Below are 25,848 nucleotides of genomic sequence, written 5' to 3'. Positions count from 1 at the left end.
CCCTTATCACCGGCCATCACGCATCCGCGTTCTGAAATCATCGTTCCAAGGCTCGCGCACCGAAATGGAGCCTGCGACATTCGAAACCGTCTTGGCGAGCGCTTCCTGTTCGTCGGCACTGAGCGTCCCACCGGGGCGAACGAGGTTGATATTGACAGCCGCCACCACACGCATGGAGGCGTCGAATACAGGCGCCGCGACGGAAATATCCCCTTCGAAAATTTCGTGATGCGTCGTTGCAATGCGCTCGCTACGAACCTTGTGCAGCCGGGCAACGATATCTTCCCTGGTTAAAAGAGAGCCGCTTGCATAGGGGACAAATCTCACTTCATCGATCAACTTCTCCGCTTCCTCCTCTGGAAGAAACGCAACAATCGCCTGACCGATTGCCGAGATATGCCATGGGAAGCTGGAACCCAACGCCACGTTGGGCGACACCACTTCATGGCCTGACGCCCTTATCACCACAGTAATCTGGCCACGGTCCAGAACGCCCATATTCACCGTTTTACCCAGACGATGATTGCAGGCCAGAATATGTGGGGTGGCTCTTTCAATGAACTGATTTCCCCGCAGATAGATAGACCCCATCCTCACGAGGCCAGGCCCCGGAGAATAGCGCCGTGTCGTTGGATCCTTGATCAACAAGCCGGAAGCCACAAGGGTTCTTGTGAACCGCTGTACAGCCGTCTTCTCTATGCCGGTCATGGATACCAGTTCGGTCAAGCCTAAAGTTTGATGGCCGTACTCAAAAGCTTCCAGAATTCTCAAGCCCCGTTGCAGCGAGGTGCTTAGCAGACGCGAGTTCTCTTCTGGTTCACTCATGGCTTCTTGCTTTCATGAAGGCTGGGCCACTTCTTCTCAATTTTTTTCAGAGGCGGCTCAACGCAAAATTCGTTCGTAATCAATCGTCTCTCTATCTCATTGTGCAGCTGCCGCTGTCAAACCGATATTAAATGTATTGACTCGAATGGCGATAAATGTACCATTAATTCATATAACGCACTTTAGTAGCGATTATCGCTACTTCTCAAAAGGGAACAAAGATGGACGGCTCAGCGGAAGAAACGTTTCTTTCCAAACTTCGAGAAATCGTGGGCAGCAACAACGTCCTGACGGACAGGGACGATCTGGCTGCCTATGTGATCGATGCGCGACGCCGTTACGAAGGAACCACCATGGCCGTTGCCCGCCCGGCGACAACGGATGAGGTTTCGAAGATAGTCGCGCTTTGCAGTCGGGAGAAAGTGGCTGTCATACCGCAGGGCGGCAATACGGGAATGTGCGGTGGCGCAACCCCGCTTTTGAAAGATCGAGCGTCCATCGTCGTCGCGCTTGGTCGAATGAACAAGGTGCGTCACCTCGATCCGGCGAACAATACTATTGCCGTCGATGCTGGCTGCACGCTCTCATCCATACAAGCCGCAGCAACGGAAGTGGAGCGGCTTTTCCCGATGTCGCTGGGAAGCGAAGGCACATGCCAGATTGGCGGCAATATCGCCACCAATGCGGGCGGCACCTCGGTGCTGCGCTATGGCCCGATGCGTGACCTGGTCCTCGGCATTGAGGCGGTGCTCCCCGACGGACGCATCGTTGACGCGATGAAGGGACTTAGAAAAGATAATACCGGCTTCGCGCTCAAACATCTTTTCATCGGTTCTGAGGGAACGATTGCAATCATAACCGGTGCGGTGCTCAAACTCGTCGCCAAACCCGCCAAAAGCTCAGTCGCGATGGTCGGCCTTGCCGATATTGATCAGGTTCTGGACCTGCTTCACAAGGTTCAGATGGCGGTGGGGGACAGGTTGACCAACTTTGAGGTTCTATCTTCCGGCCAATACGACCTCATAATGAACCTCCCGAAGGGGCTACAAAATCCCCTGGCCGAACAGCATGCATGGATAACAATTATCGAGCTCACCGACCCTGACCCAAAGGCGGAGCTCGACGAATTGCTGGCCTCCATACTTTATGAAGCCATGGAGGCGAAGATCGTTGATGAAGCCATTCTGGCCAATAGCGACGCCAAGGCCGAGCTGATTTGGGAAATCCGGCATTCCGTCACCGAAGCCAATGTGAATGCTGGCCTCACCTTTTCTCACGACACCTCTGTCCCCGTTTCCCGCGTCCCGCATTTTGTAACCGATGTTCAGAAGCACATCGGTGAAAGGTTTCCTGAAGCGAAGGTAGTGTTTGTGGGACATGTTGGAGACGGAAACATTCATGCCGTCGTCATCCTGCCACGTGAGCTAAAGACCGACAAAGCCGCCGTCGACGCGCTGGCTGCCGCCGTTAACGCAACAATCGACGAAGTCGCGATTTCGCTCGCAGGTTCGATAAGCGCCGAACACGGAATTGGCCGCTCCAATCGCGCGCGTCTCCACTCTTATCTTGATGACACCCAACTCGCGCTTATGCGAGGCATCAAATCGGTATTTGATCCCGAAGGCATCATGAATCCGAACGTTCTCTTCTAACATATCGAGGATCAAGAATAATGACCAAGTGTGTGGCACTCATCGATCCAACCATTCTGCCGGTGGGCGTTGAATATCTCAAGAGCCGGGCGCGTGTGACGCTTGCTTCAGACGGCAATGAAAAGACTTTGATCCAAACGATCCAGGAAGCACAGGCGCAGGCGCTGATCGTGCGGGTGGAGGATGCAACCCGCACGATTTTCGAGCAATGCCCAAGCCTTTGTGTTGTCGGCATGCACGGTGTTGGAACAGATACTATCGATATCGAAGCCGCCACGGATCAGGGCATTCTGGTTCTGCATACACCGTGGGTCAACTACAAGTCCACGTCCGAACATGCGCTGGCGCTTCTGATGTCCGTGGCCAAAAAGATTATGCCCGGCCACCAAGCCGTGAAGGATGGCAAATTCGTTTACTACCGTAATAACCATCTGCCAACGGAACTGGAGGGAAAGACGGTTTTCATCATCGGTGTCGGGCGTATCGGTGGTGAAATGGCCCGTAAATGCAAAGCCGCGTTCAATATGCGTGTGCTGGGCCATGATCCCGCCTACACCGCCGACGAACTGGCCAAAAAGGGCGTTGAGAAAGTCAGCCTGGAGGACGGACTGAGGCAGGCGGATTTTGTCTCTATTCATACGCCGCTCAATCCCACAACGCGCCGCATCATGAATGAACACACATTCTCTCTCATGAAGAAAGGTGCTACCTTTATCAATGCTTCGCGTGGTGGAACGATGGACCAATCGGCACTGCTTGCTGCACTTGATTCAGGTCATCTGTTTGGTGCAGGTCTTGATGTCTTCAATCCGGAACCTGTCCCATTGAACGACCCTGTCACGACCCATGAAAAGATTGTTTTGAGCCCCCACTTTGCCGGAGACACCAACGAAGCGCGTAGCCGTTGCTCCGAAACGATCGCCAAGTCGATCATTGACGCGCTTGATGGTTTGTCGGTTGAAGGCGTCGTGAACCCCGAGGTTCTGACACGCGCCAATTATCGGCTGGGACATCTGCTCGCAGCGTAAAAAGAATACAAAAAATAGGGAAACAGATGTCACGGCTATTCAAAAGCAAATCGGGAGCAGAACACTCCAGAGCCTACTATCGAAATCCGCTGCGGGCAAAACTCCAACGCGGTGAATTCACACAAGGTCTCTGGATCACCTTGTCGAACCCCGCCGTAACAGAGTTTGCAGCGGAACTTAATCTGGACTGGGTCTGCGTTGATATGGAGCATGGCGCAACCTCTTATGCCGATGTCGCCAACCATGTTCGCGCCGCCAAGGGAACGGAAGTTGCCGTTTTCGTGCGTGTCCCTTCCATATCGGTGGATGCAATTGCGCGTTGCCTGGATCTGGGCGTCGACGGGATCGTCCTGCCACTCGTCCGCTCTTCGGAGGATATCCTTCGGGCCATGGATTATATGCTTTACCCACCCAGAGGAAGCCGTGGCCTTGGAGGGGAAAGGGCGCAGAAGTGGGGGCTAGGCGTGGACGAATATATCGCCTCGGCCAATGACGAGCTTATCCTTATGCCCATGATCGAACACAAGGATGCGGTTTCTGCGATCGACGACATCCTAAGCATACCGGGCCTCGACCATTTCTTTATCGGCCCCGGCGACCTGTCGTCCAGTCTTGGACATCTCGGACAATGGGATACAGCCGATACTGCAGCAGCGATCGAGCATGTCCTGTCCCGAGCCAAGGCGCATGGGGTAACTGCAGGTATTTATGCCATTGGTCCAGATGACACCAGGAAGCGGATAGAGCAGGGCTTCAAGATCATCGCTATAGGCTCCGATCTCGCTCTGATGGGCAGGCAAATCCGGCATGATCAGGAAGTTCTGGGCGCAACGCTGGCGGATGCCGCAAATCCCGGGGAGTGAGATTGCAGCCATGTTGAACAAGCTAAACGTGAACTCGACCACAAGCAGCGCTGATATTAAGCTGGCGGTGAAGGGCCTCAGCAAGACTTATGGTTCCTTCACCGCCCTCCACCCAACTGATCTCGAGTTGAAAGCCGGGGAGTTTATGACCCTTCTCGGCCCATCGGGATCAGGCAAGACAACACTTTTGATGATGGTGGCTGGTTTGCTGAATTCCGACACCGGCGACCTCTGGATCGACGGTCGCCGCACCACCAACGCGCCCCCATGGGAGCGCGGCATCGGAATGGTGTTCCAGAACTATGCGCTTTTTCCCCATATGAGCGTCTTCGAGAATGTCGCCTTTCCTTTGCGGATGAGAAACGCGCCGCCCGACGTGATCAAGCGCGAAGTCACGAACGTCTTGCAGATGGTGCAGTTGGAACACACCGCGCATAGACGTCCGCGCGATCTTTCCGGCGGTCAACAACAACGCATCGCGTTGGCTCGCGCTTTCGTATTCAAACCGCATATTATCCTGATGGATGAGCCATTGGGCGCGCTCGACAAAAATCTGCGCGATCAACTGCAACTCGAAATCAAGAATATCCACCTCACCCACAAAACAACGATCCTTTACGTCACGCATGACCAGGGCGAAGCCCTGACCATGTCGGACCGGATCTGCCTGATGAATCACGGCAGGATAGAACAGCTGGATACCCCGTCTGAACTCTATTTCAGGCCAAAAACGGTGTTTGCCGCGGATTTCCTGGGCGATTCAAACTTCATCGATGGCGAAGTCGTGAGCCGGAATGGTGACTATGTGCACCTCGCGGCCAGTTTTGACCGGCAAACAATACTGCGCGGATATGGACCAGCTTTAAGCGTTGGCGACAAAGCCAGAATGATGGTTCGACCAGAACGCCTCAAGCTGTCCGCCGACGCGCCGCAGAACTGGAACGCTATCCCCGTAACGGTAAAGCAATCGATCTTCGTGGGCAGCTTTACACGGCATTATGTCTCCGATCCGACCGGCGCTGAAATGGCGACATTGGAACTCACGTCGGGACCAAACGGTCAGCCAATGGCCGGGCAAAGACTGATGGCCGTATGGTCGCCCGACAGCGCAGTCGTTCTACCAAACGCGCCGGGGAGATCGTGATGAACGTCAAAGCCGTCAGGGGTAATCTCCAACCGTTCAACCTCTCTTTGCTTGCTGCAAAATGGGGTAAGATCGCACCAGCGCTCGTTATTCTAATTGTCATTGCCATCTTGCCGGTCGCCCGGCTTCTCGAGATGAGCTTCCGTGATGGAGGCAATTGGAGCCTCAGCCATTATGCGCGTCTTTTATCGTCACCGGTATATCTCCGCGTGCTGGGCACCACGTTCCAAGTAGCTGCACTAACAACGATCTTTACCCTTATCCTCAGCTACCCGATCACCTATTTTGCGGCGAAATTACCACGACGCCAAAAGAACCTGCTTCTTTTCGTCATTATGCTTTCGTTCTGGTCAAGCTTTCTGATCAAGACCTTCGGCTGGATGGTGATCCTGAGCAAGAATGGGATGCTTAGCCAGATACTGTCGTCGCTCGGCCTCATCAGCGAACCGGTCGGCTTTCTCTATACGCCCACCGCTGTCGTGATCGGCATGACGCATGCGATGGTGCCCCTTTGCATCCTGACCATGTTGCCGGTGTTTCAATCCATTGATCACAATCTCTCAAAGGCGGCCATGGTGTTGGGTGGCAAGCCGGGCAGCGTTTTCTGGCAAATCTACTTTCCACTATCGTTCCCCGGCGTGACCGCCGCTGCCCTTCTCGTCTTCATCACGTCTCTTGGGTTCTTCATCGTACCGGCGTTTCTGGGTGGCAGACTGCAGACGATGCTGACCCAGCTCATCATTGAGCAAATTCAGGAATATCTGAACTGGCCTTTTGCCGGGACACTATCGCTCCTGCTGCTCTTGTCGGCTCTGCTGGTCTTCTGGATTTATGATCATCTGTTTGGTCTATCCGCCCTCACCGGCACATCGGATCAGGGAAAGTCCGGTCGGTCTATGGGATCGATCAGTCGGCGATTGATGAAGATTGCTTCGCTTGTCTCGAACACTCTTTATAATGGCGTGAACCGCCTGACTGGTTCCCACATGCAGAGTGTCGGAAACCTCGCCCGCTATCTCGTTATCGGGTTGACACTTTTGTTCCTGATTTTTCCGGTTCTCGTCATGATGCCGGTTTCCTTCACCGCGGGCAGCCGCATGACCTGGCCGCCGGAAGGCTTCAGTCTCCGCTGGTATGAGGCCATCCTGGCCTCACAAATCTGGACTCAGGCGGCAATACGGTCTTTGATTGTCGCTCTGGCTTCAGCAACCCTGGCCGTCATTATCGGAACGCCCGCAGCTTTCGCTATTGCGCGCCAGAAACTACCTGCCAAGACCTTGATCCTGGCGATCATTCTCTCGCCTCTGATCATGCCACGTATGGTTTTGGCCGTCGCACTGTTTTATCTCTACGCGCAGATCGGTCTGGTCGGGACTTATATCGGACTGATTATCGGCCACGCAATTCTGGCGATTCCTTATGTGGTCATCACAATCATTGCCGTGCAAAAGCACTTCGACCCGCGCTATGAGCAGGCCGCATGGAGCCTTGGCGCACGCAAGTCGCAAACGTTACGGCGCGTTACCCTGCCTCTTCTAAGCGGGGGCCTGTTCTCTGCGTTCATCTTTGCAATGATCACATCGTTTGATGAGCTCACCATCGCCCTTTTCGTCACCGGTGGCTTAACCACCACACTTCCAAAACAGATGTGGGACGACGCGATGAATATCGCCACCCCGACACTCGCAGCGCTTTCAACGTTGATGCTTCTGTTTGTGGCTGTGATGACACTGATAGGTCTCAAACTGCAGTCTCGTAACTGACGACGCTACTCACTCATAGAAAAACAAGGAGGGAACTATGAACAAGATGATGATCTCAAGGCGCAGCTTTTTGAAAGCGACCGCAACAGGTGCAGGGATCGCACTTGCCGCGCCGATGATAGCCCGTTCAGCATTCGCACAAACCAGGCAGATAGTCATACGGACGCCCGGCGGCCCGACCGCCATAGCAATGCAAAAATCCTATTACGATCCTTTTGAGGCGGCGACCGGCATCAAGGTGGTTCCAGCCACCTCGACGAACGAGCCGGTCAGTCAGGTAAAGGCCATCGTGGAGTCCGGCGCCAAAACATGGGATATGGCGGCATCGTTTTCGCGCTCAACCATAAGTCAGCTGATCAAGGATGGCGATTATCTCGAACCGCATGGACTGAGTGATGATCCGGCTATCGCCATGATACCCAAAGCCTACCGCAATGACTTCGCCGTGGGACACGGCATTTATGCGACACCGATCACCTATCGAACCGATAAGTATCAGACGGCACCTAAAAACTGGGCAGACTTTTTCAATGTGGAGCAGTTTCCAGGACCGCGTGCCATGCGCAAAAACCCGGTGGAGACACTCGAAATCGCACTGATGGCCGACGGCGTTGCCAGAGAGCAGCTATATCCCCTCGATATCGACCGCGCCTTCAAGTCGCTTAACCGGATTAAGCCCCATATTTCGAACTGGTGGACAACACCGGTGCAGGCAACCGAACTCATCGTCAATGGAGACGTGAATATGGTTCCAGTATGGGTAAACTTCCCCGTAGCAGCCATCGGCGACGGCGCTCCGCTGGGATTAAGCTGGCAAAACAACATTTTCGGTGTGGACATGTTTACGATACTCAAAGGATCGCCAAACGTGGACGCCTGCCGGGAGTTCATCAAGTTCAGCCTTCAGGCGAAGCAGCAGGCGGGCGTTGCGTCCCAGGTCGCAATCGCTCCCACCAATCCCGACGCCTTCGCCTTGATCCCACCCGACAGAGCAAAGCTTCTCGCCAGCAGCCCGGAAAACTCCAAAGACGCCGTGGAAATCAACAGCGACTTCTGGTCCGCCAACCGAGACGCGATTTCGGATCGCTTTAATGAATGGCTGCTCGAATAGTCTGGCCTGTACCAACAATCATTCAAGCAGACAGGAGAGGCAATGGAAAAAGCGAATTATCAATTCTCCACGCCCGTGCTTGCCAACGCATCCGAACGGGTGCTTGGCCCATGGACGCCACGGCAGATGATCCTTGATGGACTTGTTGCACTGCGCAAGGACGACAGAGCAACAGGCAGAGCCTACACCATAAGGCTTCGGCGATCATCAAAGCCTTCGAGAGCAAATGCCGCCCGAACACTGGCGGCTTACGATGCCGCGCCCGCCGACAGCATTGTCTTCATTCAACTGGTGGATGATCTTGGGGGTGCGGTTGTTGGCGATATTATCGCGCATCGGCTGAAAAAGCTGAACGTCGCTGGCGTGGTTGTTGAGGGTCCCGTGCGCGACATTGACGGGCTCATCCAGTTCGGCCCGCCGATCTGGTATCGGAATGCAGTCGCGTCGGGCCTCGAACTGGCTGAACAGAGGTTGAAGTCCAGGTTGCGCTGCAACTGGGCGCGGCTTTGGTGGAACCCGGATCGATCATATCGATCGATCGCGACGGTGTGTTTGTCTTCCCCGGTACGCACTATGAAGCACTGGTCAGCCAGGCCGATACGATTACAGCCAAAGAAGCATTGGTTCATGCAGCCCTGGAAAACAACGAAAGTTTGTTGAAGGTGCTGAATTTGGACGACGAGATAACCCCTTGATCGGGATGCAGAAAGGTAATTTCATGTCGAACGAGACGAATTTTTCACCGGCGGCGGATGGCGTCGGCAGTTCAACTATTTGGGATGTTACGGAACATCTTCATGGTGGCTTTTCCATCCGTCACAGGACCATCGACACATTGAAAGCACTTCGCCCAACGGATCATGCGATTGGTGTGGCCTATACGATCAGAATGCGCCGGGCCAAGAACAGCGACCCTTCAAACAGACTTCAGTTTTTGCAGGCCTATGATAATGCACCCAAGGGTGCTGTGGTTGTCGTTGAAGTGCAGACCGATATTGGCGGCGTGCCCATGGGCGATCTGGTTGCCCATCGGTTGGCGGCAATCGGGGTCAGCGGCGTCGTGATCAATGGACCCATCCGCGATACGGCGGGTCTGGCGAATGTTGCACCACCAACATGGTACAAGAACATTACGCCTGCGGGTCCGGTCTCGAAAGAGATAACGGTGGAGGTTGGCGTTGATGTGGTGGTTGATGGCGCCGTTGTTCGCAACGGCGATCTTATTACCGCTGACGCAGACGGCATCATGGTAACGCCGCCCGGCGAGGCCGATGAACTTGTCACTGCGGCGAATGCCGTCGTTGAGCGCGAAACTGCTATACATCAACGCCTTTCGAAAGGCGAAAGCCTCGCCTTCATACTGATGGGGAAATAGGCGAAACTCAACCAATTGTTGCCGGGCGCCGTCAGGCCTTTGAACAAAACGCGAGAAGCGGTAAGCTTCCGCGCATAGGCTGATTTCGCACCAGAACACAGCTCTTCCCAGGGAGGAATAAGCAATGCCATCGACCAAGGTCGCGCCGCTCACGAAAAACCTGAAGGATCTGGAACGTCAAATTCTGTGGCACGCCTGCTGGATGATCCACAACGCCAATCATCTCCGCGAAAAAGGCGAGGTTAAAGTTGGCGGTCATCAAGCGTCGTGCGCCTCTATGGTGTCGATTATGACGGCATTGTATTTCCACGTTTTGAAGCCAGAGGACCGGATTGCTGTCAAACCGCACGCATCGCCGGTCTTTCACGCCATCCAATATCTGATGGGCAATCAGACCCGCGAGAACCTTATCAATTTTCGCGGGTTTGGCGGGGCACAGTCTTATCCGAGCCGCACAAAGGATATTGACGACGTCGATTTCTCGACCGGTTCCGTTGGGCTCGGCGTGGCGATCACTGCCTTTGCCTCGATTGTACAGGATTTTCTGGCGGCGAAGCCTTTTGCGACCGATATTCCGAAGGGCCGCATGATCGCGCTCGTCGGCGACGCCGAACTCGATGAAGGCAACATCTATGAATGTCTTCAGGAGGGCTGGAAGCACGATCTTCGCAACACTTGGTGGATCATCGACTATAACCGCCAAAGTCTGGACGGTGTGGTGCGTGAGAACCTGTGGCAGCGGATCGAAGGCATATTCACCGCGTTCGGCTGGGATGTCAAAGTGCTCAAGCATGGGATACTCCAGCAAGCAGCCTTCAAGGAGCCCGGTGGTGAGAAGCTGCGAGCATGGATCGACAATTGCCCGAACCAGCTCTATTCGGCGCTGGCCTTTCAGGGTGGCGCAGCATGGCGGCGGCGTCTGAACGATGAGATTGGCGATCAGGGCGACGTAAGCCGGTTGATCGAAAGCCGCTCCGATGAAGAACTTTCCGATCTCATGAACAATCTCGGTGGCCATTGTGTCGAAAGCCTCGTGCAGACGTTTGAAGACATCGATCACGACCGGCCAACCGTTTTTCTTGCTTATACGATCAAAGGATGGAGCACGCCGCTCGCCGGTCATAAGGACAATCATGCCGGGCTTATGACCAAAGCCCAAATGGAAGAGTTGCAACGACGCGTCGGTGTGCCCGCAGGAAAGGAATGGGAGGAATTCGGCGCTATCCCGGATTCAGCCGAAGTCAAAAAGTTCCTCAAAACCGTTCCGTTCTTTGCCAATGGCAAACGGCGGTACAGTGCCAAACCGGTTCGCACGGAAGGCCCGGTATTCCTTGATGATCGCGAGCTTTCGACGCAAGCCGGTTTCGGCAAGATACTGGATGCGATCGGTCGTAAAGACGACGATCTGGCGCGCCGCATTGTCACCACGGCACCCGATGTGACGGTTTCAACCAATCTCGGTCCCTGGGTCAATAGGCGCGGGCTGTTTGCACGCCAGACCCTGGCGGATACTTTCCAGCAGGAAAAGGTGCCGTCGGTTCAAAAATGGTCATTTGGACCAGGCGGGCAGCATATAGAACTAGGAATCGCCGAGATGAACCTGTTCCTGCTTCTCGGCGCGGCAGGCCTGTCTCATTCGCTTTTCGGGGAGCGGCTGATCCCAATCGGCACCGTCTACGATCCCTTCGTTGCGCGCGGCCTCGATGCCTTGAACTATGCCTGTTATCAGGACGCCCGGTTCATGATCGTTGGCACGCCTTCCGGCGTCACTCTCGCGCCGGAGGGCGGAGCGCATCAGTCCATCGGTCAGCAACTGATCGGCATGAGTCAGGATGGCCTTGCCAGTTTCGAACCGGCATTCCTTGACGAACTTTCAGTCATCATGGACTGGTCTTTCGACTACATGCAACGAGTGGGGCATGCGAAACATGATCCCCGAACCTGGTTGCGCGACGAAGCTGGCGGATCGATTTATCTGCGCCTGACGACACGACCAATCGAGCAGATCACGCGTCGGGAAGATCCAGCGTTCCGTCAGGGTGTCATCGACGGCGCTTACTGGCTGCGTGAACCCCGACCGAACACGCGCCTCGTTTTGGCCTATCAGGGTTGTGTGGCGCCCGAAGTTCTGACGGCTGCAGGCCGCCTTGCAGAGACACAAAGAGACGTTGCCGTGCTCGCCGTCACCTCGGCAGATCGCCTGAATGCGGGCTGGACAGCGGCTCAACGGGCGCGGCGCCACGGATTTGGCGAGGCCGTGAGCCATATTGAACGGCTTCTGGCCCCCGTTCCTTCACATGCGCATTTCATCACTGTCACGGACGGACACCCTGCAACGCTCGGATGGTTGGGCTCCGTTCATGGCAACGCGACCACATCGCTGGGCGTTGAACATTTCGGCCAGACGGGATCCATCGCTGATCTCTATGCGCATTTTGGTATCGATACAGATTCAATTATCGATGCCGCGGAGGCTATCTCCCGGCGTTTCGCAAAAGCAGGTTAGGGTCACAAGAACGACCCTGCATTCGCAGCAATCTCCCGCTTGTCAAAGCGGGAGATTTAACGCGCTTCTGAATTTGGTTGATTAGTGGTGCTGTAGTATCTCACCGAGGAAGGTTCGTGTGCGGGGATGCGCCGGCGCTCGAAAGAATGTTTCGGGATCATTCTCTTCGAGAATCTCTCCGTCCGCCATGAAGATGACCCGGTCCGCAACCTGACGAGCGAAGCCCATTTCATGCGTCACGCAGATCATCGTCATGCCATCGCGGGCAAGCGACACCATCGTATCAAGAACTTCCTTGACCATTTCGGGATCGAGCGCCGAAGTCGGCTCATCGAAAAGCATGGCCTTGGGCTCCATGCATAGCGCCCGCGCAATAGCAACGCGCTGTTGCTGTCCACCGGAAAGCTGCGCGGGATATTTTTCGGCCTGATCACCGATACGCACCCGATCGAGATATTTTCGTGCCGTCGCTTCCGCTTCGTCCCGCGAAATTTTGCGCACCCGCATCGGCGCCAGAATGCAGTTCTCCAATACGGTCTTATGTGGAAACAGGTTGAACTGCTGAAAGACCATACCAACTTCACGGCGCACCGCATCAATGGCTTTCTGGTCTTCCTTGACCGCGTGACCGGCAACGACGATCTCGCCGCCCTGGCTCGCTTCCAATCGGTTGATGCAACGGATCAGGGTGGATTTGCCGGACCCCGATGGACCACACAGAACGATCTTCTCTCCCTTTGCGACCGTCAGGGAGACCTTTTTCAGCGCATAGAAGTTGCCATACCACTTCTCCACGTCGCGCATCATGATCATCGGTGGCGCATCTGACTTTTTATCAGTTGTCATGAGAAGTTCCCTTTCTTATCTGGAGAGGCCGGCGGCCATGCGTCGTTCAATACGCCTGCCCCACAAGGAGAGCGGCCAGCACATGGCGAAGTACATCGCCCCTACCACACCGAACACGAGAAGCGGTCGGTAGATCTGATTGGAGATTATCGAACCGGCGCGGGTCAGTTCAATGAAGCCAACAATCGCGGCAAGCGACGTGCCCTTCAGAAGCTGAACAAGAAAGCCAACGGTGGCCGGCAACGATAGTTTAAACGCTTGCGGCATGATGACGTCGACCATCAGGCTGTAGCGATGCAGTCCAAGCGCATCCGCCGCTTCAGTCTGCCCTTTCGGAACGGCTTCAATCGCGCCACGCCAGATTTCACCCAGAAAGGCCGAAGCGTGCGCGGCAAGGGCTATGCCCACCGCCGCCCAGGCCGGGAGATCGAAACCAAGAAGGGGCAAGCCGAAATAGGCAACAAAGAGCTGCATCAGCAAAGGCGTGCCCTGAAAGAGACCAATCCAGCCGATTGCGATAGCCCGAACCCATTTGAGCTTCGATACCCGCATCAGAGCGATGATGATGCCGGAGACAATACCGCCAGCAAACGCCATAGCGGTCAGGATGAGCGTCCAGCCGAGACCTTGCAGCAGATAGGTGAATTCTTGCAGTCCCATAAGTCGTCCTCCTCAACGCTGCGGATAGCTGAATGCACGCCGCCCGATGGCGGCAAGCGACCACATCGTCACCAGCGAGATCACCAAATAAATGCCGGTCAGGGTGAAATAGGTTTCAAAGCTGCGGAATGTTTCCGCCTCAATGCGCTGTCCCGCTGAGGTCAACTCATAGGCGGAGATCGACGTGCAAATTGCGGTCGCGAGCGTGAGCAGGATGAACTGGCTCGACAGTGATGGATATATCGCGCGCAACGCCGGTTTCAGAACGATCATACGGAACACTTCGTGCCGGTGAAGGCCGAGCGCCAGTCCCGCTTCCGTCTGGCCTTTCGGAATGCTTTCGACCCCGCCACGGATAATCTCAATGGCATAAGCGCCGCCATTCAATCCGAGGGCAAGAATGGCCGTCAGTGTGGGATTAAGCCGCACACCCGCAAGAGGCAATGCAAAGAAGATGAAGTAAATCTGTACCAGAAACGGCGTGTTGCGGATCACCTCAACAAAGGTCGTGACCAAAAAGGATGGGATCACCCTATGAGTCCGCAAGATTGCAACCCCCACGACACCGATGATGGTGGCGAGTGTCATGCCGACGACGGCCAGGAACAGCGTTCCCAGTGTCCCATAGACCAGCGAGGGCCAGGCATCCGCGACGACGCTGAAATCAAGTGTCATGTTCTAACCTCCTCCAGCAGGGCGTTCAGTCCCATTCGGGTTCCCATTCAAAACGGGAGAACCGTTCGCCGCGTGCAAGCGCATGGATTGCCGCCATATCTTCCGGGGACAGTTCAAAATCAAAAATATCCCGGTTGGACTTCATATTCTCAGGTTTGGCGGAGCGCGGAATGGCGCCAACATTGTCCTGCTGCAGAAGCCAGCGCAAAGTAACTTGACCAGCGGATTTTCCGTATTTGCGCCCAAGCTCGACAAGGATATCCGAGCTGAAAACCTTGCCCCGCGCTATCGGCTGATAGGCATTTAAAAGCATGCCTGCCTCACGCATGCGCGTAAGGAGCTTCTCCTGTGACAGATAAGGGTGATACTCGACCTGATTGCAGAACAACTCGGCGTTATGAACATCCAGCGCTTCGTCCAGAAGTGCGACCGTGAAATTGCTGACGCCGATCAGGCGGGTCTTACCGCTCGCTTTTGCTTCTGCAAAAGCTGAAAGCGTTTCGCCGAGAGGAACAGTCTTGCTCGGCCAGTGCACCAGAAGCAGATCGACATAGTCAAAGCCAAGCCGCTCCAAGCTTTCATCGACCCGGCGGGAAACTGTTTCCGGATCAAGATCGGTGAACCAGATTTTGGACGTAACGAACAAGTCTCCGCGTGCGACACCGCTCTCGCGAACAGCGCGCCCCACTTCAACCTCGTTGCCATAGCGAATGGCCGTATCGATCTGACGATAGCCAAGCTCAATCGCCGTGCGGATTGCAGCTTCGCCTTCCGGCCCTTTCAGTTCGAACGTGCCCAGTCCAAGGCTGGGGATCGTCACGCCCTGAATGGTCTTGGTTTCAAGGTTTTTCACGCTACAACCTCCCCGGTCACTTTGGCCAGTATGTCATTTGATGCCCGCAGCGTTCGCTTCGCCCATTCAGCAACGGACAAGCCTTTCGACTGACGATCATTCGGGATTTCGACCGCAACCGGGATATCAGCCGGCAAAGCATCGAACATGCCAATGAGATCGAGCTCGCCTTCTCCTGGCAGGAACCGCTCGTGGCGTGCGGCAAAATTCAGCTCTTCACGACTTTCCGGGATTTTGGCCGGAGCATCGCAAATCTGCGCATAGTGCAGCCATTGGCGCGGCACAGTGGCAATTTCTTCGATCGTGGTGCGCGCTCGCGAAACATGGAGCGTATCGATAATCACGCCCTGATTTGGCTGGTCAGCCGCAGTCAGCACGCGGGTCGCCGCCGCAAGATCGCGGAGTTCGGACTGCGGCATGAACTCCAGATCCATCGACAAACCGAAAGGACGCGCAGCCTCACACAGTTTCACAAAGGAGTGGGTCAAACGCACCTCGTCGGCGTCATCACTCGCAACCAGAATGGCACGTGCACCCAATTGGGCCGAACAATCCAGAAACGGCAGATATGGCTCGGGATCGAAATCCGGTCCTATGCGGATCATCTCGATGTCGAATACCTCGACGCCCTTGTCATTCATGAGGCTGATAAGTGATTTCACACGGGCTGGCTCGTCCATCAGCGCATAAGCCAGTCCTCCGGGAACAGCGGGCAGCAGGCGAAAACCGAGATAATCGTAACCTGCTTCCGCTGCGGCCAGCACGGCTTCTTCCGGCGCGACGCCAAGCCCGGTCAGGAACGAGAGTGATGTCTTTCTGCTCGTCATGCCGCCACTCCGGCTGTGTTCAGCATTTCCGCAAGGGTCACGGTACGGTCCTCACGTCCCGCAACATCGACCGCAAGCGTGGCGGCGAGCGTCAACATGCCATCGCGTGCCGTGATCAACGGCTTGGCATTGCCATGGATCACATCGACGAAATGGTCGAGCTGGTTCACATAGGTCAGCGAGCCATCACCGGGCCGGTATTCGCGGATCAGCGGATGCTGCCAATGATCACTTTCCTCCGCGTGTCGCCATAGATACATATCGGAAACGGACAATGCTGCCTTGCGTCCGGCAAGGAAGAGGCATGGTCCGGGTTGTGCCGGATGATAGAGCGCCTGACCGGACGTATATTCCCAGGCCCAGGGGCTGACGGCACCATCGGAAATCAGGAACGTGCCCAGTACCCCATTGACGAAGCGGATCGAGATACTTGCAGTATCTTCCACTTCGAAGCCGCGGCGCGCAGATGACGTAAAGGCGCGTATACTTTCGATCTCGCCTACCAGATAGCGCAGCACATCAATGTCGTGGATCAGATTGATCAGCAGCACCCCACCACCCAATTTGCGTCGCCATTCCGTATTGAAATAGTCATCGGGCTTGTCAAACAAGGTCATGCCATTGACGGCAACCAGAGGGCCGAGTTCGCCCGCGTCAATGGCACGCTTTGCCGACCGGATATCCGGGCTGTGACGCCGCTGATGCCCGACGAGCACAGCAACACCCGAACGTTCGGATGCTTCTACAATCCGGTTGGCTGACGCCAGACTTTCCGCAATCGGCTTTTCGATCAGGCAAGGTACACCGCGCTCGATGCAAGCCAGAGCTGCCGGTGCATGCAACTGGTTTGGCAGGGCGATGATGGCACCGTCCAGCTTTGCCTCATCGAGCATCGTGCCATAGTCGGAGAAATGCGGGACGGAAAGCCGTGCCGCCATTTCAGCAGCGGCTGGCGTCGGGTCGCAAATGGAGGCAATTTTCGCGCGCCGGTTGGAAGTCAGAAGTTCCGCATGTTCGCGGCCAATCAGGCCCGCCCCCATAAGACCAATGCGTGTCATGCCGTCATCTCCGTCATTGCCCTGAGAGCAAGGCGATACCCTTGAGCTCCAAAACCTGCCATCACGGCTGTTGCCGTTCTCGATACGAGCGACTTGTGATAGATTTCCTCACGCTGATGCACGTTGGAAATGTGCAGCTCGATCTTGGGACCATTGAAGGTCTTGAGTGCATCAAGAATAGCAATCGAGGTGAAAGTAAAGGCGGCCGGATTGATGATGATCCCAACCGCTTCGTGACGTGCGGTATGGATCGCTTCGATGATTTCACCTTCGAAGTTCGACTGGCGAAAATCAATCGCCACACCGAACTCTGCGGCATCCGCCTCCACCCAGGAACGAATTTCATCGAGCGTCGTTCGACCGTAAATTTCCGGCTCACGCTGACCGAGCAGATTAAGGTTGGGGCCGTTCAGTAAGAAGATTTTACGCATGTTCAAACTTTCCGTGGAAACGAGGGCGCGACTTCGCAATCGTGGCCGCGCACCCCGCCTCATCATGCTGTATTGGAATTGTCGCTGATCTTATTCGACGGTGTAGGGCACGCCTTCGAGCTTCTCCGGGAAATTCGGAAGCTTGTCTTCGCCGAGCCACTTCTTGTTGATCGCCTCAAGACGGCCATCTGCCTTGATCTTGTCGATGAACTGGTTCAGCCAGGCGTTGATTTCCTTGTCACCAAGCTTGGCCGTAACGCCCATCCACTGTTCATTGAAGACCAGTTTCTGCTCGTAATCGTTGCCCGGTGCAGCCTTGTCGAGATTGATCTTGTAGGTGGTGTTGCCACCAATGGCATCGACCTGCCCGGATACCAGCGCCTGCATTGTCGAACTGTCATCATCGAAACGGCGGATATTGGCGACATCGCCCAGAAGACTGGTGATTGACTTGTCCTGCGCAGCACCGCGCGGCACGCCTATACGAAGGCTTTTCGCGTCTTCAATCTTGGTAATGTTGTTCTTGGCGCTCGACAGAAGAATGATCTTCAACCCGGCATAGGGCTTGGTGAACTGGACAGCTTTCGCGCGATCAGGATACATGCCCATGACCGCCATCTGCAGATCGACCTTGCCGGTCAAAAGGTTGGGAATACGTGCAGCAACGGCGTTTGGCACGAACTCGACCTTGACACCCATTTCCTCGCCGATCAGCTTCGCAACATCGACGTCATAGCCGACATTGTTGCCTGTGGAGTCGATTGAACCCCATGGGGCCTGTTCGCCCATCACGCCGATGCGAACGACGCCTGCGCTTTTGATTTTCTCCAAGGCCTGTGCATGGGCTGCAGAAGCGCCGAATACCATAGCCACGCCTGCAAAAAGCGTCAGTGCAGCATTACGAATTGAGAATTTGCCCGGCATTGATGGTCCTCCTCAGGGTTTGTGCCGTTTTGTCCAGACAGCGACTCCTCTTCGCTACCGGACCTGTGTTCGTCTTTTTATTAACCAACCGGTTGGTTGATGTCAATCCACGTGATATCCCTGTCCGCAGATCGATGACTTATGCTCAAGCTGCTGCCCAATTCCTTCCAATGTGGTAAGAGGACAGCCAGTCCGAGGAATCCAGATGACGAACACCGATACGATGCCAACACAGAACACGCTCGATCCTGGGCAACGATCGCCGGAAAAACGCAGGCGCCTTCTGCTTGAATCCGCTATTGCGGAGTTTTCGACCCATGGAATTGGCGGCGCTCGGGTGGATCGCATTGCGCAGCGGGCGAATTCCAATAAGGCGATGGTCTACCACTATTTCGGCAGCAAGGAGGAACTCTACGTTGCGGCCATGGAACACTTATATGTCGGCATCCGTTCCGCTGAAGAGCAGTTGTTGCTTGATCCCGCCGACCCCATTGGCGCAATGAAAGCGCTGATCTCCTTTACCTTCCGTTATTACATCGACAATCCAGCTTTCGTGCGGATGATCAATACCGAGAACCTGCATGGCGCGGTCCATTTGCAGGCGGCGACCGGCATGGAGGGGCTCAACAGCGCCATCGTCAACAGAGTATCGACGATTATCGAGAGCGGTGTCGCCCAGGGACTTTTCCGTCATGTCGATCCGCTTGATCTCTATATCTCCATCTCTGCGCTTGGTTTTACCTATGTCTCCAACCGGCACACGCTGAAGGTCCTGTTCGGTCGTGAACTCCTTGCAGAAGACGCTATCGATGCCCGCTTGCAGACGATGACCGACATGATCCTGCGATTTATCGCTGCGGATGGCCATCAGGCCGCTCCCGCCACTGCACGATAATGGGCAACGGTCTGGGCAATCCCGTCACGCAGCGACGTGACGGGGATGGCTCCCAGCAGACGCTTGTTGTCGGTTGCCGCGATATTGGGCGCCATCGGTACGGCTTCACCGGCAAAGTCGATTTTGGCACCGGGTATTTCTGACCGGATAGCCCGGATGACGTCGGGCACATCCTCGCATGCGCCACCCAGCGAAAAGGCGTGCGCACCTTCGTAAGATCGTGTTGCCGCAGCCGCAAACGCCGCCGCCACATCGGCCACGAAAACCATGTCCTGCGGCCCTGAATAGCCAATTGTATAAGAATTGCCACGAACCGCTTCGCGACAGGCAATTGTCGGCCCGGCGGTTAGCCCGCTTTCCCGGCCCGGCCCGTAAACAACGGTGGGACGCAGGCCGATACTGGCAATACCAGAATCATGCCAATAGGCTCTGGCGCTTCCCTCACATGCGAGTTTGAAAGCACCATACTGCGTGACCGGATAAGGCGTCAGCCCATCGTCCGGGCCAAAGACAGCGGCACTGCTGGCATAGGCTACCCGCCCAATCGCATTTGCCTTGGCGGCTTCGAAGACATTCAGCGTACCAATCAGATTGACCGTTGCACCCAGCACCGGATCGTTCTTGCAAGCGGGCGTTAAAAGTGCTGCAAGATGGACGATAGAGGTACAATCGCTGGCAGCCGCCTTTACAGCCTCTGCATCTGCGATATCGCCTTGATACCACTCAACCTGCTCAGCCTCGTCGCCGACAATTTCCCGCAGAATACGTCGATCACTGGTACGGTCGAATATCCGCACTTCGTGAGCTTGCGCCTTCAACGCCTTCAAAATCCATCCGCCCAGAAAACCGGCCCCACCGGTAACGAGGACCCGCGTCATGCTGCCCCCTGCATATCTTCGGAGGTCAGTGAAAAGGCGGCATCGTAAATATTGCTGATGGGAGAAGAAAGAACGCCGGTTTCAATTGCCAGTTGCTCAATCTGTGGCAGCGCCGAATGAAGTCCCGGATTTGAAGACCCTTCAATGAGAACCACCACATCGAAACCGCTTTCGCTCATTTCGGCACGCAACTCGGTTTCCCTGGTGCGAACGCTCGAAACTTCGTTGCGCGAAATACCGATATGCACGCAAGCGGCACCACGAACGGCGAGCATCTTGTCCGCAAGCCCCTGCGCCTTCGCCCTCAGCCCTTCCTCTCCTTCGCTCCCCGAAAGATCGAAGCGGATCGTTGCCACAGAGCCTCCGTCGCCAGTACCGGCGGTCGCTATCCGTTCGCAGGCGACGCGCAGAAAGTTGCGAAAGCTCGGCGCGACGGCAGCAGTCCACCGCGTTGGATTGTTCAGACGTTCGAGATAAGCCGGTGACCGAAATGTTTCGACTGTTTCGCCAGCATAGATTGTCCCGAAGACATATCGGGTGGCAGCGGGCGCGTGGAGCCGTTTGCCTGTCCTGAAGCCGGGTATCGAGAGGCGTTCAGGCATATGTTCCCGTGTGTGCCACTCGATATATTCGTCATGGGCACCATCTTCGATGTCGTGCCAAATCGCCAGAAAGGCAGAGCCCTTCAGTCCCATATTCTTCTCCTCCATTCTGCTTGCCCCGCGTCCTCCCGCTTGACAAGTCGGTCGTTTCCGACCCATTTAGGCTACTAGAATGTTAGTATTCTATAGAATGTCAAGCACAAGATTCGCCGTCCGTTTGGGAGCACCAAACATCTCATTCACAGGGCCGCTCGAAAGCGGGCCGGATTATCAGGGAGAAAAGCCATTATGGCAGAACAGGAAACATCACGCGTCGCGATTGTAACCGGCGGTGCGGGAGGGCTCGGATTTCCCATTGCGGCACGCCTTGCGGCCAAAGGGCACAAGGTCGCGCTTTGGGATATCAACCGCGAGCGCGTGGAAGAAGCCGCCGCAAAATTGCCGGGCGCCAAAGGGTATGTGGTGAATGTGATGGATGCCGCCGAGGTTGAAGCTGCAACCGCAGAGGTGGTAGCTGAGATGGGGCCACTCGGCATCCTCGTTACCAGCGCCGGTCACAATGGTCCTCTGGAGCAATTCGAAAAATATCCCCATGACGGCTGGCGGTTCGTCATGTCGCTCAATCTGGATGCCGTCTTCTATTGCTGCCAGTCGGCGGTGCGTGAAATGCGCAAGACCGGATATGGCCGCATCGTCAATATCGCCTCCATCGCCGGCAAGGAGGGCAATCCCAACGCGGTCGCTTATTCCGCCTCCAAAGCGGGCGTTATTGGCCTGACGAAATCTGTCGGAAAAGAGCTTGCAACCACACAGATTCGCGTCAACTGCGTCACGCCCGCAGCTATCGAAACCGAGATGATGAACCAGCTTACGCCGGAATTCAAAGCCTTTGTAACCGCGAAAATACCGGTCGGCAGGCTCGGCGAAGCCGACGAAGTTGCAGCACTGGTGAGCTGGCTCGCCTCAGAAGAATGTTCGTTCTCAACCGGCGCGGTCTTCGATGTGTCCGGCGGTCGCGCAACCTATTGAGGCCGCAGCATGTATAAAAAACATCCTCTCTCCCTCGCCTATCTGACCGTCTTCGGTTGCCCACCCGTTGATAACGTCAAGATCGCAGCGTCCTGCGGTTACGATATGGTCAGTCTGCGGCTGATCGCCCCGCACGGACTGGAACTCGCCCATCCCATTGTCGGCCAAAAGCCGCTGCTCCGGGAGATCAAGGCCGCCGCCGCAGATACCGGTGTCTCGTTCTATGACGGGGAAGTATTTACGCTTTTGCCCCAGACCGATATTGCGGCATGGCTACCAATCATCGAAACGGCTGGCGAATTGCGCATGCCGGTGATGCAGATCACCTGCGAAGACCCCGACCTGTCGCGGTCTTCGGACAATCTGGCGCAGATCGCCGATGCTGCAGCACAATACGACATCAAAATGGCGGTAGAGTTCATGCGCTGGCGTTCGACGGCGACGATCCAGGATGCAACGCGCCTTGCCACCGCATCGGGCCGGAAAAATGTCGGGCTCCTGATCGATGCACTGCATCTGTCCCGGTCGGGCGGTAATCCCGGTGATGTTGCGTCCCTGCCGGAAGGACTGGCGCTCTATCTGCAACTTTGCGATGCACCGGCTGAACAGCCGGTGGACAATGCCGGTTGCATTGCTGAGGCCCGAACTGGACGGATGTTCCCCGGCGACGGTGGTCTTTGGTTGCGCGAACTGATGTCCGTCCTGCCCGACGATGTCGTCATCAGCGTCGAAACTCCGCATAAAGGCGATACCGAACTTAGTTTCCTTGAACGTGCCGAACAGGGAATGGCGGCAACAAAACGCTTCCTCGACAGTGTGTAACTGCCGTAGTGTCATGGCACCGGGGGTGTTGCTTCGCCCCCGGTGGACGCGTACAGGAATCATTTATACTGCATTGAGAAGTTATTTTAGCTGCAACAAGGAAAGGGTCCGCAGAAATGCATTCAAAACCGCGATCCTCGCTGGGTGCACGGGTGACCGACAGGTTGCGGCGGGCAATTATTGACGGTGAACTTGAACTGGGGGATGCGCTGTCGGAAGACAAGCTCGCAACCGCGCTCGGTGTCAGCCGCAGTCCCGTCAAGGAAGCCTTCGCCATTCTTGAGCAGCAGGGCCTGATTGATGTGCAACCACAGCGGGGCACTTTCGTTTTCCTGCCGACCCATGAAGACACCGTCAATCTGTGCGAGTTCAGAAAGACAATCGAAGTTGAAGCGGTACGTCTTGCCATGATGCGCAGGCGTGATGAAACGTTGAACGCGATGCGCATCGCAGCGAAAGACATGGTTGAGGCATGTGAGGCTGGCGATGTTTTGCGCGGTGCCCGGGCCGACGATCATTTTCACGACGCGGCGCTGGAAAATTGTGGCAATCCCTACCTCGTTAACGCCTATCATCTGGTCGCCAGCAAAGTTGCGGCGTTGCGGTCGCATCGCTCGTCTTTGCCAACCCGCAAATTTTCCAGCGCGGAGCATCTCGTCATTGTCGATCTTCTCGAAAACAACCAGATTACCGAAGCGCTGCAGCAACTTTCTGCACATATCATGATGATGGCTGAGCGTTATGGCATAGATAACGAACCGGTGCGCGCGCTGGGTACGCGAGCCGCTCGCGGCGCCAAGCTCGATCATATCGGACCGCTTACAGATTAGCGCATAATCCGCGCGGAGCGAGCCAAGCGTCCACGGGTTCAACCCCATCGAACCCCGCGCCCCCGAGTGAACCGTAGTCAACCCTCGTGCATAGCAGCAACGCGGCTTCGAGAACGCGCGGGCGATAAAGCACGCAATGCCACATTTGGGAGAAGGAACACAATGAAAGCGCTGGTTTATCTGGGTAAAGAAAACATGGTTTATCGCGAAGTCGAGGAACCGCAAGCTGGCCCCCGTACAGCGCTTCTCAAGGTCAAGGCGTGTGGCATCTGCGGATCGGACATGCATGGTTATCACGGACACGACCCGCGTCGGGTTCCACCGATGATTATGGGACATGAAATAGCTGGTGTTGTGGAAACAGGACCTTTGGCCGGGCAGCGTGTGGCGGTCAATCCACTTTTGACCTGCGGAGAATGCACCGAGTGCCTGTCCGGGGCGCAACAGCTATGTGAGAACCAGCGCAACATAGGGCTCCCGCCGCATGCAGGCGGCTTTGCCGAACGGATCGTGGTCCCAGAACGCAATCTGGTGAAAATTCCAGACGACATGGATTTTCGTGTGGCCGCGCTCACCGAACCGGTAGCGGTCGCCTATCATGCAGTTCTTCTCGGGACAAACAATTTGCGTCGTCCGCTTTCGGCAGCGCGCGTTGCGGTGCTTGGCGGGGGAGCCATCGGACTGACGACCGCGCTTGTCGCAATCGCCCAAGGGGCGGGTGCTGTAATGCTTGCAGAACCAAATCCTATTCGCCGCCGGACCGCGTCTGCCGTCAGTTCCGCGATTATCGCCTACGATCCCAACGATGCGCCATTAGCGCCTCCGGCGAACTCAGTCGATCTGATCTTTGACGCGGTCGGCGCGAAGCAAACGAGAGAGGCAGCATTCTTGATGGCACGCCGCGGGGCTACGATTGTGCATCTCGGCCTTCTGCCGGGATCGGAAGGTGTGGATGTCAGACGGATCACGCTTGCGGAAATCGCTTTCATCGGCTCCTATTGTTATTCAATGACGGATTTTCGGGAAACAGTCGCGCTGCTGGCATCCGGGCGACTGGGTCCGCTCAATTGGGTCGAAAGCCGGCATTTATCCGAAGGGAGCCAAGCCTTCCGCGATCTTGATAGGGGGCACACCGCCGCCGCCAAGATCGTCTTGACCATCTAAGCAATTGTCCGAAGGTTTGCGCCCCTTCCCCGTCAGCTTCTATCCGTGGGAACCAAAAGTGCCACACTTCCCGATTGTTCGCCACGGCTTGGGTCAATTCTTCTGACAGCGCACTGTAATCGCCTTGACTGTCTTGGCTCATGTGCCACAAAGAGCATAGGTAACTGAAATGGGATATTATGAGCGCTCTTGAAAAATCGCTGACCATCATCGAGCTGCTCGCGGCTCGTCCTGCCGGTCTGTCCGTCTCAGCGATTGCCCAGCATGTCAATCAGCCTCCAAGTGGCGTGCACCGCACGCTTAACGAGTTGATTCGACTTGGTTATGTTCGTCAGGTTCAGGATCAGGGCGACTATGCGCTCACCATGAAGCTCGCAGCGCTCGGTGTAGGTTTTCTCGGCCGCACGGGCGTTGGAGATGTGGCTCAGCCCATATTGGACCGGTTGGCCCAAACCAGCGGCGAGTTGATTCGTCTCTCGGTGATTGATGGCGACGATCTGATCTGGGTCGCGGTTGCACAAGGCGCGACCGGCGGTTTGCGTTATGATCCCGGACAAGAACAGGGCGTCAATGTTCATCTGGCCACAAGCGCAGGTGGTCAGGCGTGGCTTGCGTCGATGACCGATGAAGAGGCTCTGCACCGGGTTGCGCAACAGGGCCTCGTCAACAGCAACAAGCCCTCCGGTCCTGGTGCTCCCACCACGATCACTGAACTTCTGAAAGTGTTGGCGCAGACACGCAAGCGTGGCTATTCCATTTCGGTCAATAGCTACATTATTGGCATGGCTGCGATGGCTGTGCCGGTTCGCAGCGGCGGCGAGGTTATTAGCTGCCTTTCCATCGCCGGACCAACTGTCCGCATGACACCGGAGCGGATGGCGGAGCTTGCACCGCACCTCACCAGAGCAGCAGAAGAGATCGGTCTTGCGGCGAGTGGATCGCGCTACTTTCCCGGCTTGCACAAGCGAAGCTGAGGCCCGGCCGGCATAGAGCATTTCCAGCAAAAGTGCGTAGCGCCTACGCGGGGAAATCAGTTCACTGGACTGATTTCTGATCCCGCTTCGATACGTAGGATAATGCTTAAAAG

26 protein-coding genes are annotated in these 25,848 nt (G+C 55.9%); 15 read left to right on the top strand and 11 right to left on the bottom strand.

Annotated elements, in window-relative coordinates:
• Nucleotides 1-6: 6 nt before the first annotated feature.
• The gene (locus WIX40_RS21760; protein ID WP_140026034.1) at nucleotides 7-825 is read right to left on the bottom strand and encodes an IclR family transcriptional regulator; all 819 of its coding nucleotides are present in this window, start codon (nucleotides 823-825) and stop codon (nucleotides 7-9) included.
• Nucleotides 826-1,046: 221 nt separating this feature from the next.
• On the opposite strand from WIX40_RS21760, the gene WIX40_RS21755 reads away from it, so the two are divergent.
• The 9 genes from WIX40_RS21755 to WIX40_RS21715 all read left to right on the top strand — a co-directional run bounded on the left by WIX40_RS21755 (nucleotide 1,047) and on the right by WIX40_RS21715 (nucleotide 12,267).
• Complete coding sequence (locus WIX40_RS21755) at nucleotides 1,047-2,477, top strand: FAD-binding oxidoreductase (protein ID WP_339442127.1); 1,431 nt, start codon at nucleotides 1,047-1,049, stop codon at nucleotides 2,475-2,477.
• 20 nt (nucleotides 2,478-2,497) lie between these two features.
• The gene (locus WIX40_RS21750; protein WP_339442125.1) at nucleotides 2,498-3,505 is read left to right on the top strand and encodes a hydroxyacid dehydrogenase; all 1,008 of its coding nucleotides are present in this window, start codon (nucleotides 2,498-2,500) and stop codon (nucleotides 3,503-3,505) included.
• A gap of 26 nt (nucleotides 3,506-3,531) precedes the next feature.
• Nucleotides 3,532-4,368: an HpcH/HpaI aldolase family protein gene (locus tag WIX40_RS21745; RefSeq protein ID WP_339442123.1), complete on the top strand. Its 837-nt coding sequence runs from the start codon at nucleotides 3,532-3,534 to the stop codon at nucleotides 4,366-4,368.
• The gene (locus WIX40_RS21740; RefSeq protein WP_339442121.1) at nucleotides 4,313-5,512 is read left to right on the top strand and encodes an ABC transporter ATP-binding protein; all 1,200 of its coding nucleotides are present in this window, start codon (nucleotides 4,313-4,315) and stop codon (nucleotides 5,510-5,512) included. Before WIX40_RS21745 ends, WIX40_RS21740 begins: the two co-directional genes overlap by 56 nt.
• The gene (locus tag WIX40_RS21735) at nucleotides 5,512-7,275 is read left to right on the top strand and encodes an ABC transporter permease subunit (RefSeq protein WP_339442120.1); all 1,764 of its coding nucleotides are present in this window, start codon (nucleotides 5,512-5,514) and stop codon (nucleotides 7,273-7,275) included. Before WIX40_RS21740 ends, WIX40_RS21735 begins: the two co-directional genes overlap by 1 nt.
• A 37-nt stretch (nucleotides 7,276-7,312) precedes the next feature.
• The gene (locus WIX40_RS21730; RefSeq protein ID WP_339442119.1) at nucleotides 7,313-8,386 is read left to right on the top strand and encodes an extracellular solute-binding protein; all 1,074 of its coding nucleotides are present in this window, start codon (nucleotides 7,313-7,315) and stop codon (nucleotides 8,384-8,386) included.
• 42 nt (nucleotides 8,387-8,428) lie between these two features.
• Nucleotides 8,429-9,046 carry an RraA family protein gene (locus WIX40_RS21725; RefSeq protein ID WP_339442118.1) on the top strand — a complete coding sequence of 206 codons (618 nt, stop codon included), beginning with the start codon at nucleotides 8,429-8,431 and terminating at the stop codon, nucleotides 9,044-9,046.
• A gap of 58 nt (nucleotides 9,047-9,104) precedes the next feature.
• Nucleotides 9,105-9,761: an RraA family protein gene (locus WIX40_RS21720; RefSeq protein WP_339442116.1), complete on the top strand. Its 657-nt coding sequence runs from the start codon at nucleotides 9,105-9,107 to the stop codon at nucleotides 9,759-9,761.
• A 124-nt stretch (nucleotides 9,762-9,885) separates the two neighbouring features.
• Nucleotides 9,886-12,267 (top strand): thiamine pyrophosphate-binding protein, encoded by a 2,382-nt coding sequence (locus tag WIX40_RS21715; protein ID WP_339442114.1) that lies wholly within the window; start codon nucleotides 9,886-9,888, stop codon nucleotides 12,265-12,267.
• An 81-nt stretch (nucleotides 12,268-12,348) separates the two neighbouring features.
• Here WIX40_RS21715 and WIX40_RS21710 read toward each other — a convergent pair whose 3' ends face one another.
• The 8 genes from WIX40_RS21710 to WIX40_RS21675 form a co-directional block, all read right to left on the bottom strand.
• A complete protein-coding gene (locus WIX40_RS21710; RefSeq protein ID WP_140026025.1) occupies nucleotides 12,349-13,113 on the bottom strand; it encodes an amino acid ABC transporter ATP-binding protein in 765 nt (254 codons plus the stop codon).
• 15 nt (nucleotides 13,114-13,128) lie between these two features.
• Entirely contained in the window at nucleotides 13,129-13,773 is a 645-nt protein-coding gene (locus tag WIX40_RS21705; RefSeq protein ID WP_283735617.1) for an amino acid ABC transporter permease, read from the bottom strand.
• A 12-nt stretch (nucleotides 13,774-13,785) separates the two neighbouring features.
• The gene (locus WIX40_RS21700; RefSeq protein WP_339442112.1) at nucleotides 13,786-14,448 is read right to left on the bottom strand and encodes an amino acid ABC transporter permease; all 663 of its coding nucleotides are present in this window, start codon (nucleotides 14,446-14,448) and stop codon (nucleotides 13,786-13,788) included.
• Nucleotides 14,449-14,473: 25 nt separating this feature from the next.
• The gene (locus tag WIX40_RS21695; protein ID WP_283735616.1) at nucleotides 14,474-15,301 is read right to left on the bottom strand and encodes an aldo/keto reductase; all 828 of its coding nucleotides are present in this window, start codon (nucleotides 15,299-15,301) and stop codon (nucleotides 14,474-14,476) included.
• Nucleotides 15,298-16,128, bottom strand: coding sequence for a sugar phosphate isomerase/epimerase family protein (locus WIX40_RS21690; protein WP_339442110.1), 831 nt, complete (start codon nucleotides 16,126-16,128; stop codon nucleotides 15,298-15,300). The genes WIX40_RS21695 and WIX40_RS21690 overlap by 4 nt, the downstream gene beginning before the upstream one ends.
• Complete coding sequence (locus tag WIX40_RS21685) at nucleotides 16,125-17,186, bottom strand: Gfo/Idh/MocA family protein (protein ID WP_339442109.1); 1,062 nt, start codon at nucleotides 17,184-17,186, stop codon at nucleotides 16,125-16,127. The genes WIX40_RS21690 and WIX40_RS21685 overlap by 4 nt, the downstream gene beginning before the upstream one ends.
• Complete coding sequence (gene aroQ, locus WIX40_RS21680; protein ID WP_339442107.1) at nucleotides 17,183-17,617, bottom strand: type II 3-dehydroquinate dehydratase; 435 nt, start codon at nucleotides 17,615-17,617, stop codon at nucleotides 17,183-17,185. The genes WIX40_RS21685 and aroQ overlap by 4 nt, the downstream gene beginning before the upstream one ends.
• Before the next feature lie 90 nt (nucleotides 17,618-17,707).
• Entirely contained in the window at nucleotides 17,708-18,541 is an 834-nt protein-coding gene (locus WIX40_RS21675; RefSeq protein ID WP_339442105.1) for a transporter substrate-binding domain-containing protein, read from the bottom strand.
• Nucleotides 18,542-18,746: 205 nt separating this feature from the next.
• Here WIX40_RS21675 and WIX40_RS21670 point away from each other — a divergent pair, with 205 nt between their 5' ends.
• The gene (locus tag WIX40_RS21670; RefSeq protein WP_339442104.1) at nucleotides 18,747-19,436 is read left to right on the top strand and encodes a TetR/AcrR family transcriptional regulator; all 690 of its coding nucleotides are present in this window, start codon (nucleotides 18,747-18,749) and stop codon (nucleotides 19,434-19,436) included.
• Here WIX40_RS21670 and WIX40_RS21665 read toward each other — a convergent pair.
• Together WIX40_RS21665 and WIX40_RS21660 are read right to left on the bottom strand one after the other, a co-directional pair.
• Nucleotides 19,409-20,314 (bottom strand): NAD-dependent epimerase/dehydratase family protein, encoded by a 906-nt coding sequence (locus tag WIX40_RS21665; RefSeq protein WP_283735613.1) that lies wholly within the window; start codon nucleotides 20,312-20,314, stop codon nucleotides 19,409-19,411. The genes WIX40_RS21670 and WIX40_RS21665 overlap by 28 nt on opposite strands.
• Nucleotides 20,311-21,024: a hypothetical protein gene (locus WIX40_RS21660; protein ID WP_339442102.1), complete on the bottom strand. Its 714-nt coding sequence runs from the start codon at nucleotides 21,022-21,024 to the stop codon at nucleotides 20,311-20,313. Before WIX40_RS21660 ends, WIX40_RS21665 begins: the two co-directional genes overlap by 4 nt.
• Before the next feature lie 180 nt (nucleotides 21,025-21,204).
• Here WIX40_RS21660 and WIX40_RS21655 point away from each other — a divergent pair, with 180 nt between their 5' ends.
• The 5 genes from WIX40_RS21655 (at nucleotide 21,205) to WIX40_RS21635 (ending at nucleotide 25,735) form a co-directional block, all read left to right on the top strand.
• On the top strand, nucleotides 21,205-21,945 hold the full coding sequence (locus WIX40_RS21655; RefSeq protein WP_339442101.1) for an SDR family NAD(P)-dependent oxidoreductase: 741 nt from the start codon (nucleotides 21,205-21,207) through the stop codon (nucleotides 21,943-21,945).
• Nucleotides 21,946-21,954: 9 nt separating this feature from the next.
• Nucleotides 21,955-22,767, top strand: coding sequence for a sugar phosphate isomerase/epimerase family protein (locus WIX40_RS21650; RefSeq protein WP_339442100.1), 813 nt, complete (start codon nucleotides 21,955-21,957; stop codon nucleotides 22,765-22,767).
• Between the two features lie 116 nt (nucleotides 22,768-22,883).
• Nucleotides 22,884-23,597, top strand: a complete 714-nt coding sequence (locus tag WIX40_RS21645; RefSeq protein ID WP_339442098.1) for a GntR family transcriptional regulator — start codon at nucleotides 22,884-22,886, stop codon at nucleotides 23,595-23,597.
• A 162-nt stretch (nucleotides 23,598-23,759) separates the two neighbouring features.
• Nucleotides 23,760-24,761, top strand: coding sequence for a zinc-dependent alcohol dehydrogenase (locus WIX40_RS21640; RefSeq protein ID WP_124915802.1), 1,002 nt, complete (start codon nucleotides 23,760-23,762; stop codon nucleotides 24,759-24,761).
• Nucleotides 24,762-24,940: 179 nt separating this feature from the next.
• A complete protein-coding gene (locus WIX40_RS21635) occupies nucleotides 24,941-25,735 on the top strand; it encodes an IclR family transcriptional regulator (RefSeq protein ID WP_109365637.1) in 795 nt (264 codons plus the stop codon).
• The last annotated feature ends 113 nt before the right edge of the window (nucleotides 25,736-25,848 follow it).

Origin of the sequence: Ochrobactrum teleogrylli, assembly GCF_037482325.1 — a bacterium.
Classification (GTDB): Bacteria; Pseudomonadota; Alphaproteobacteria; order Rhizobiales; family Rhizobiaceae; genus Brucella; species Brucella teleogrylli.
The sequence above is the reverse complement of the archived record's forward strand: the minus strand, read 5'-3'. Positions and strand labels throughout refer to the sequence as shown.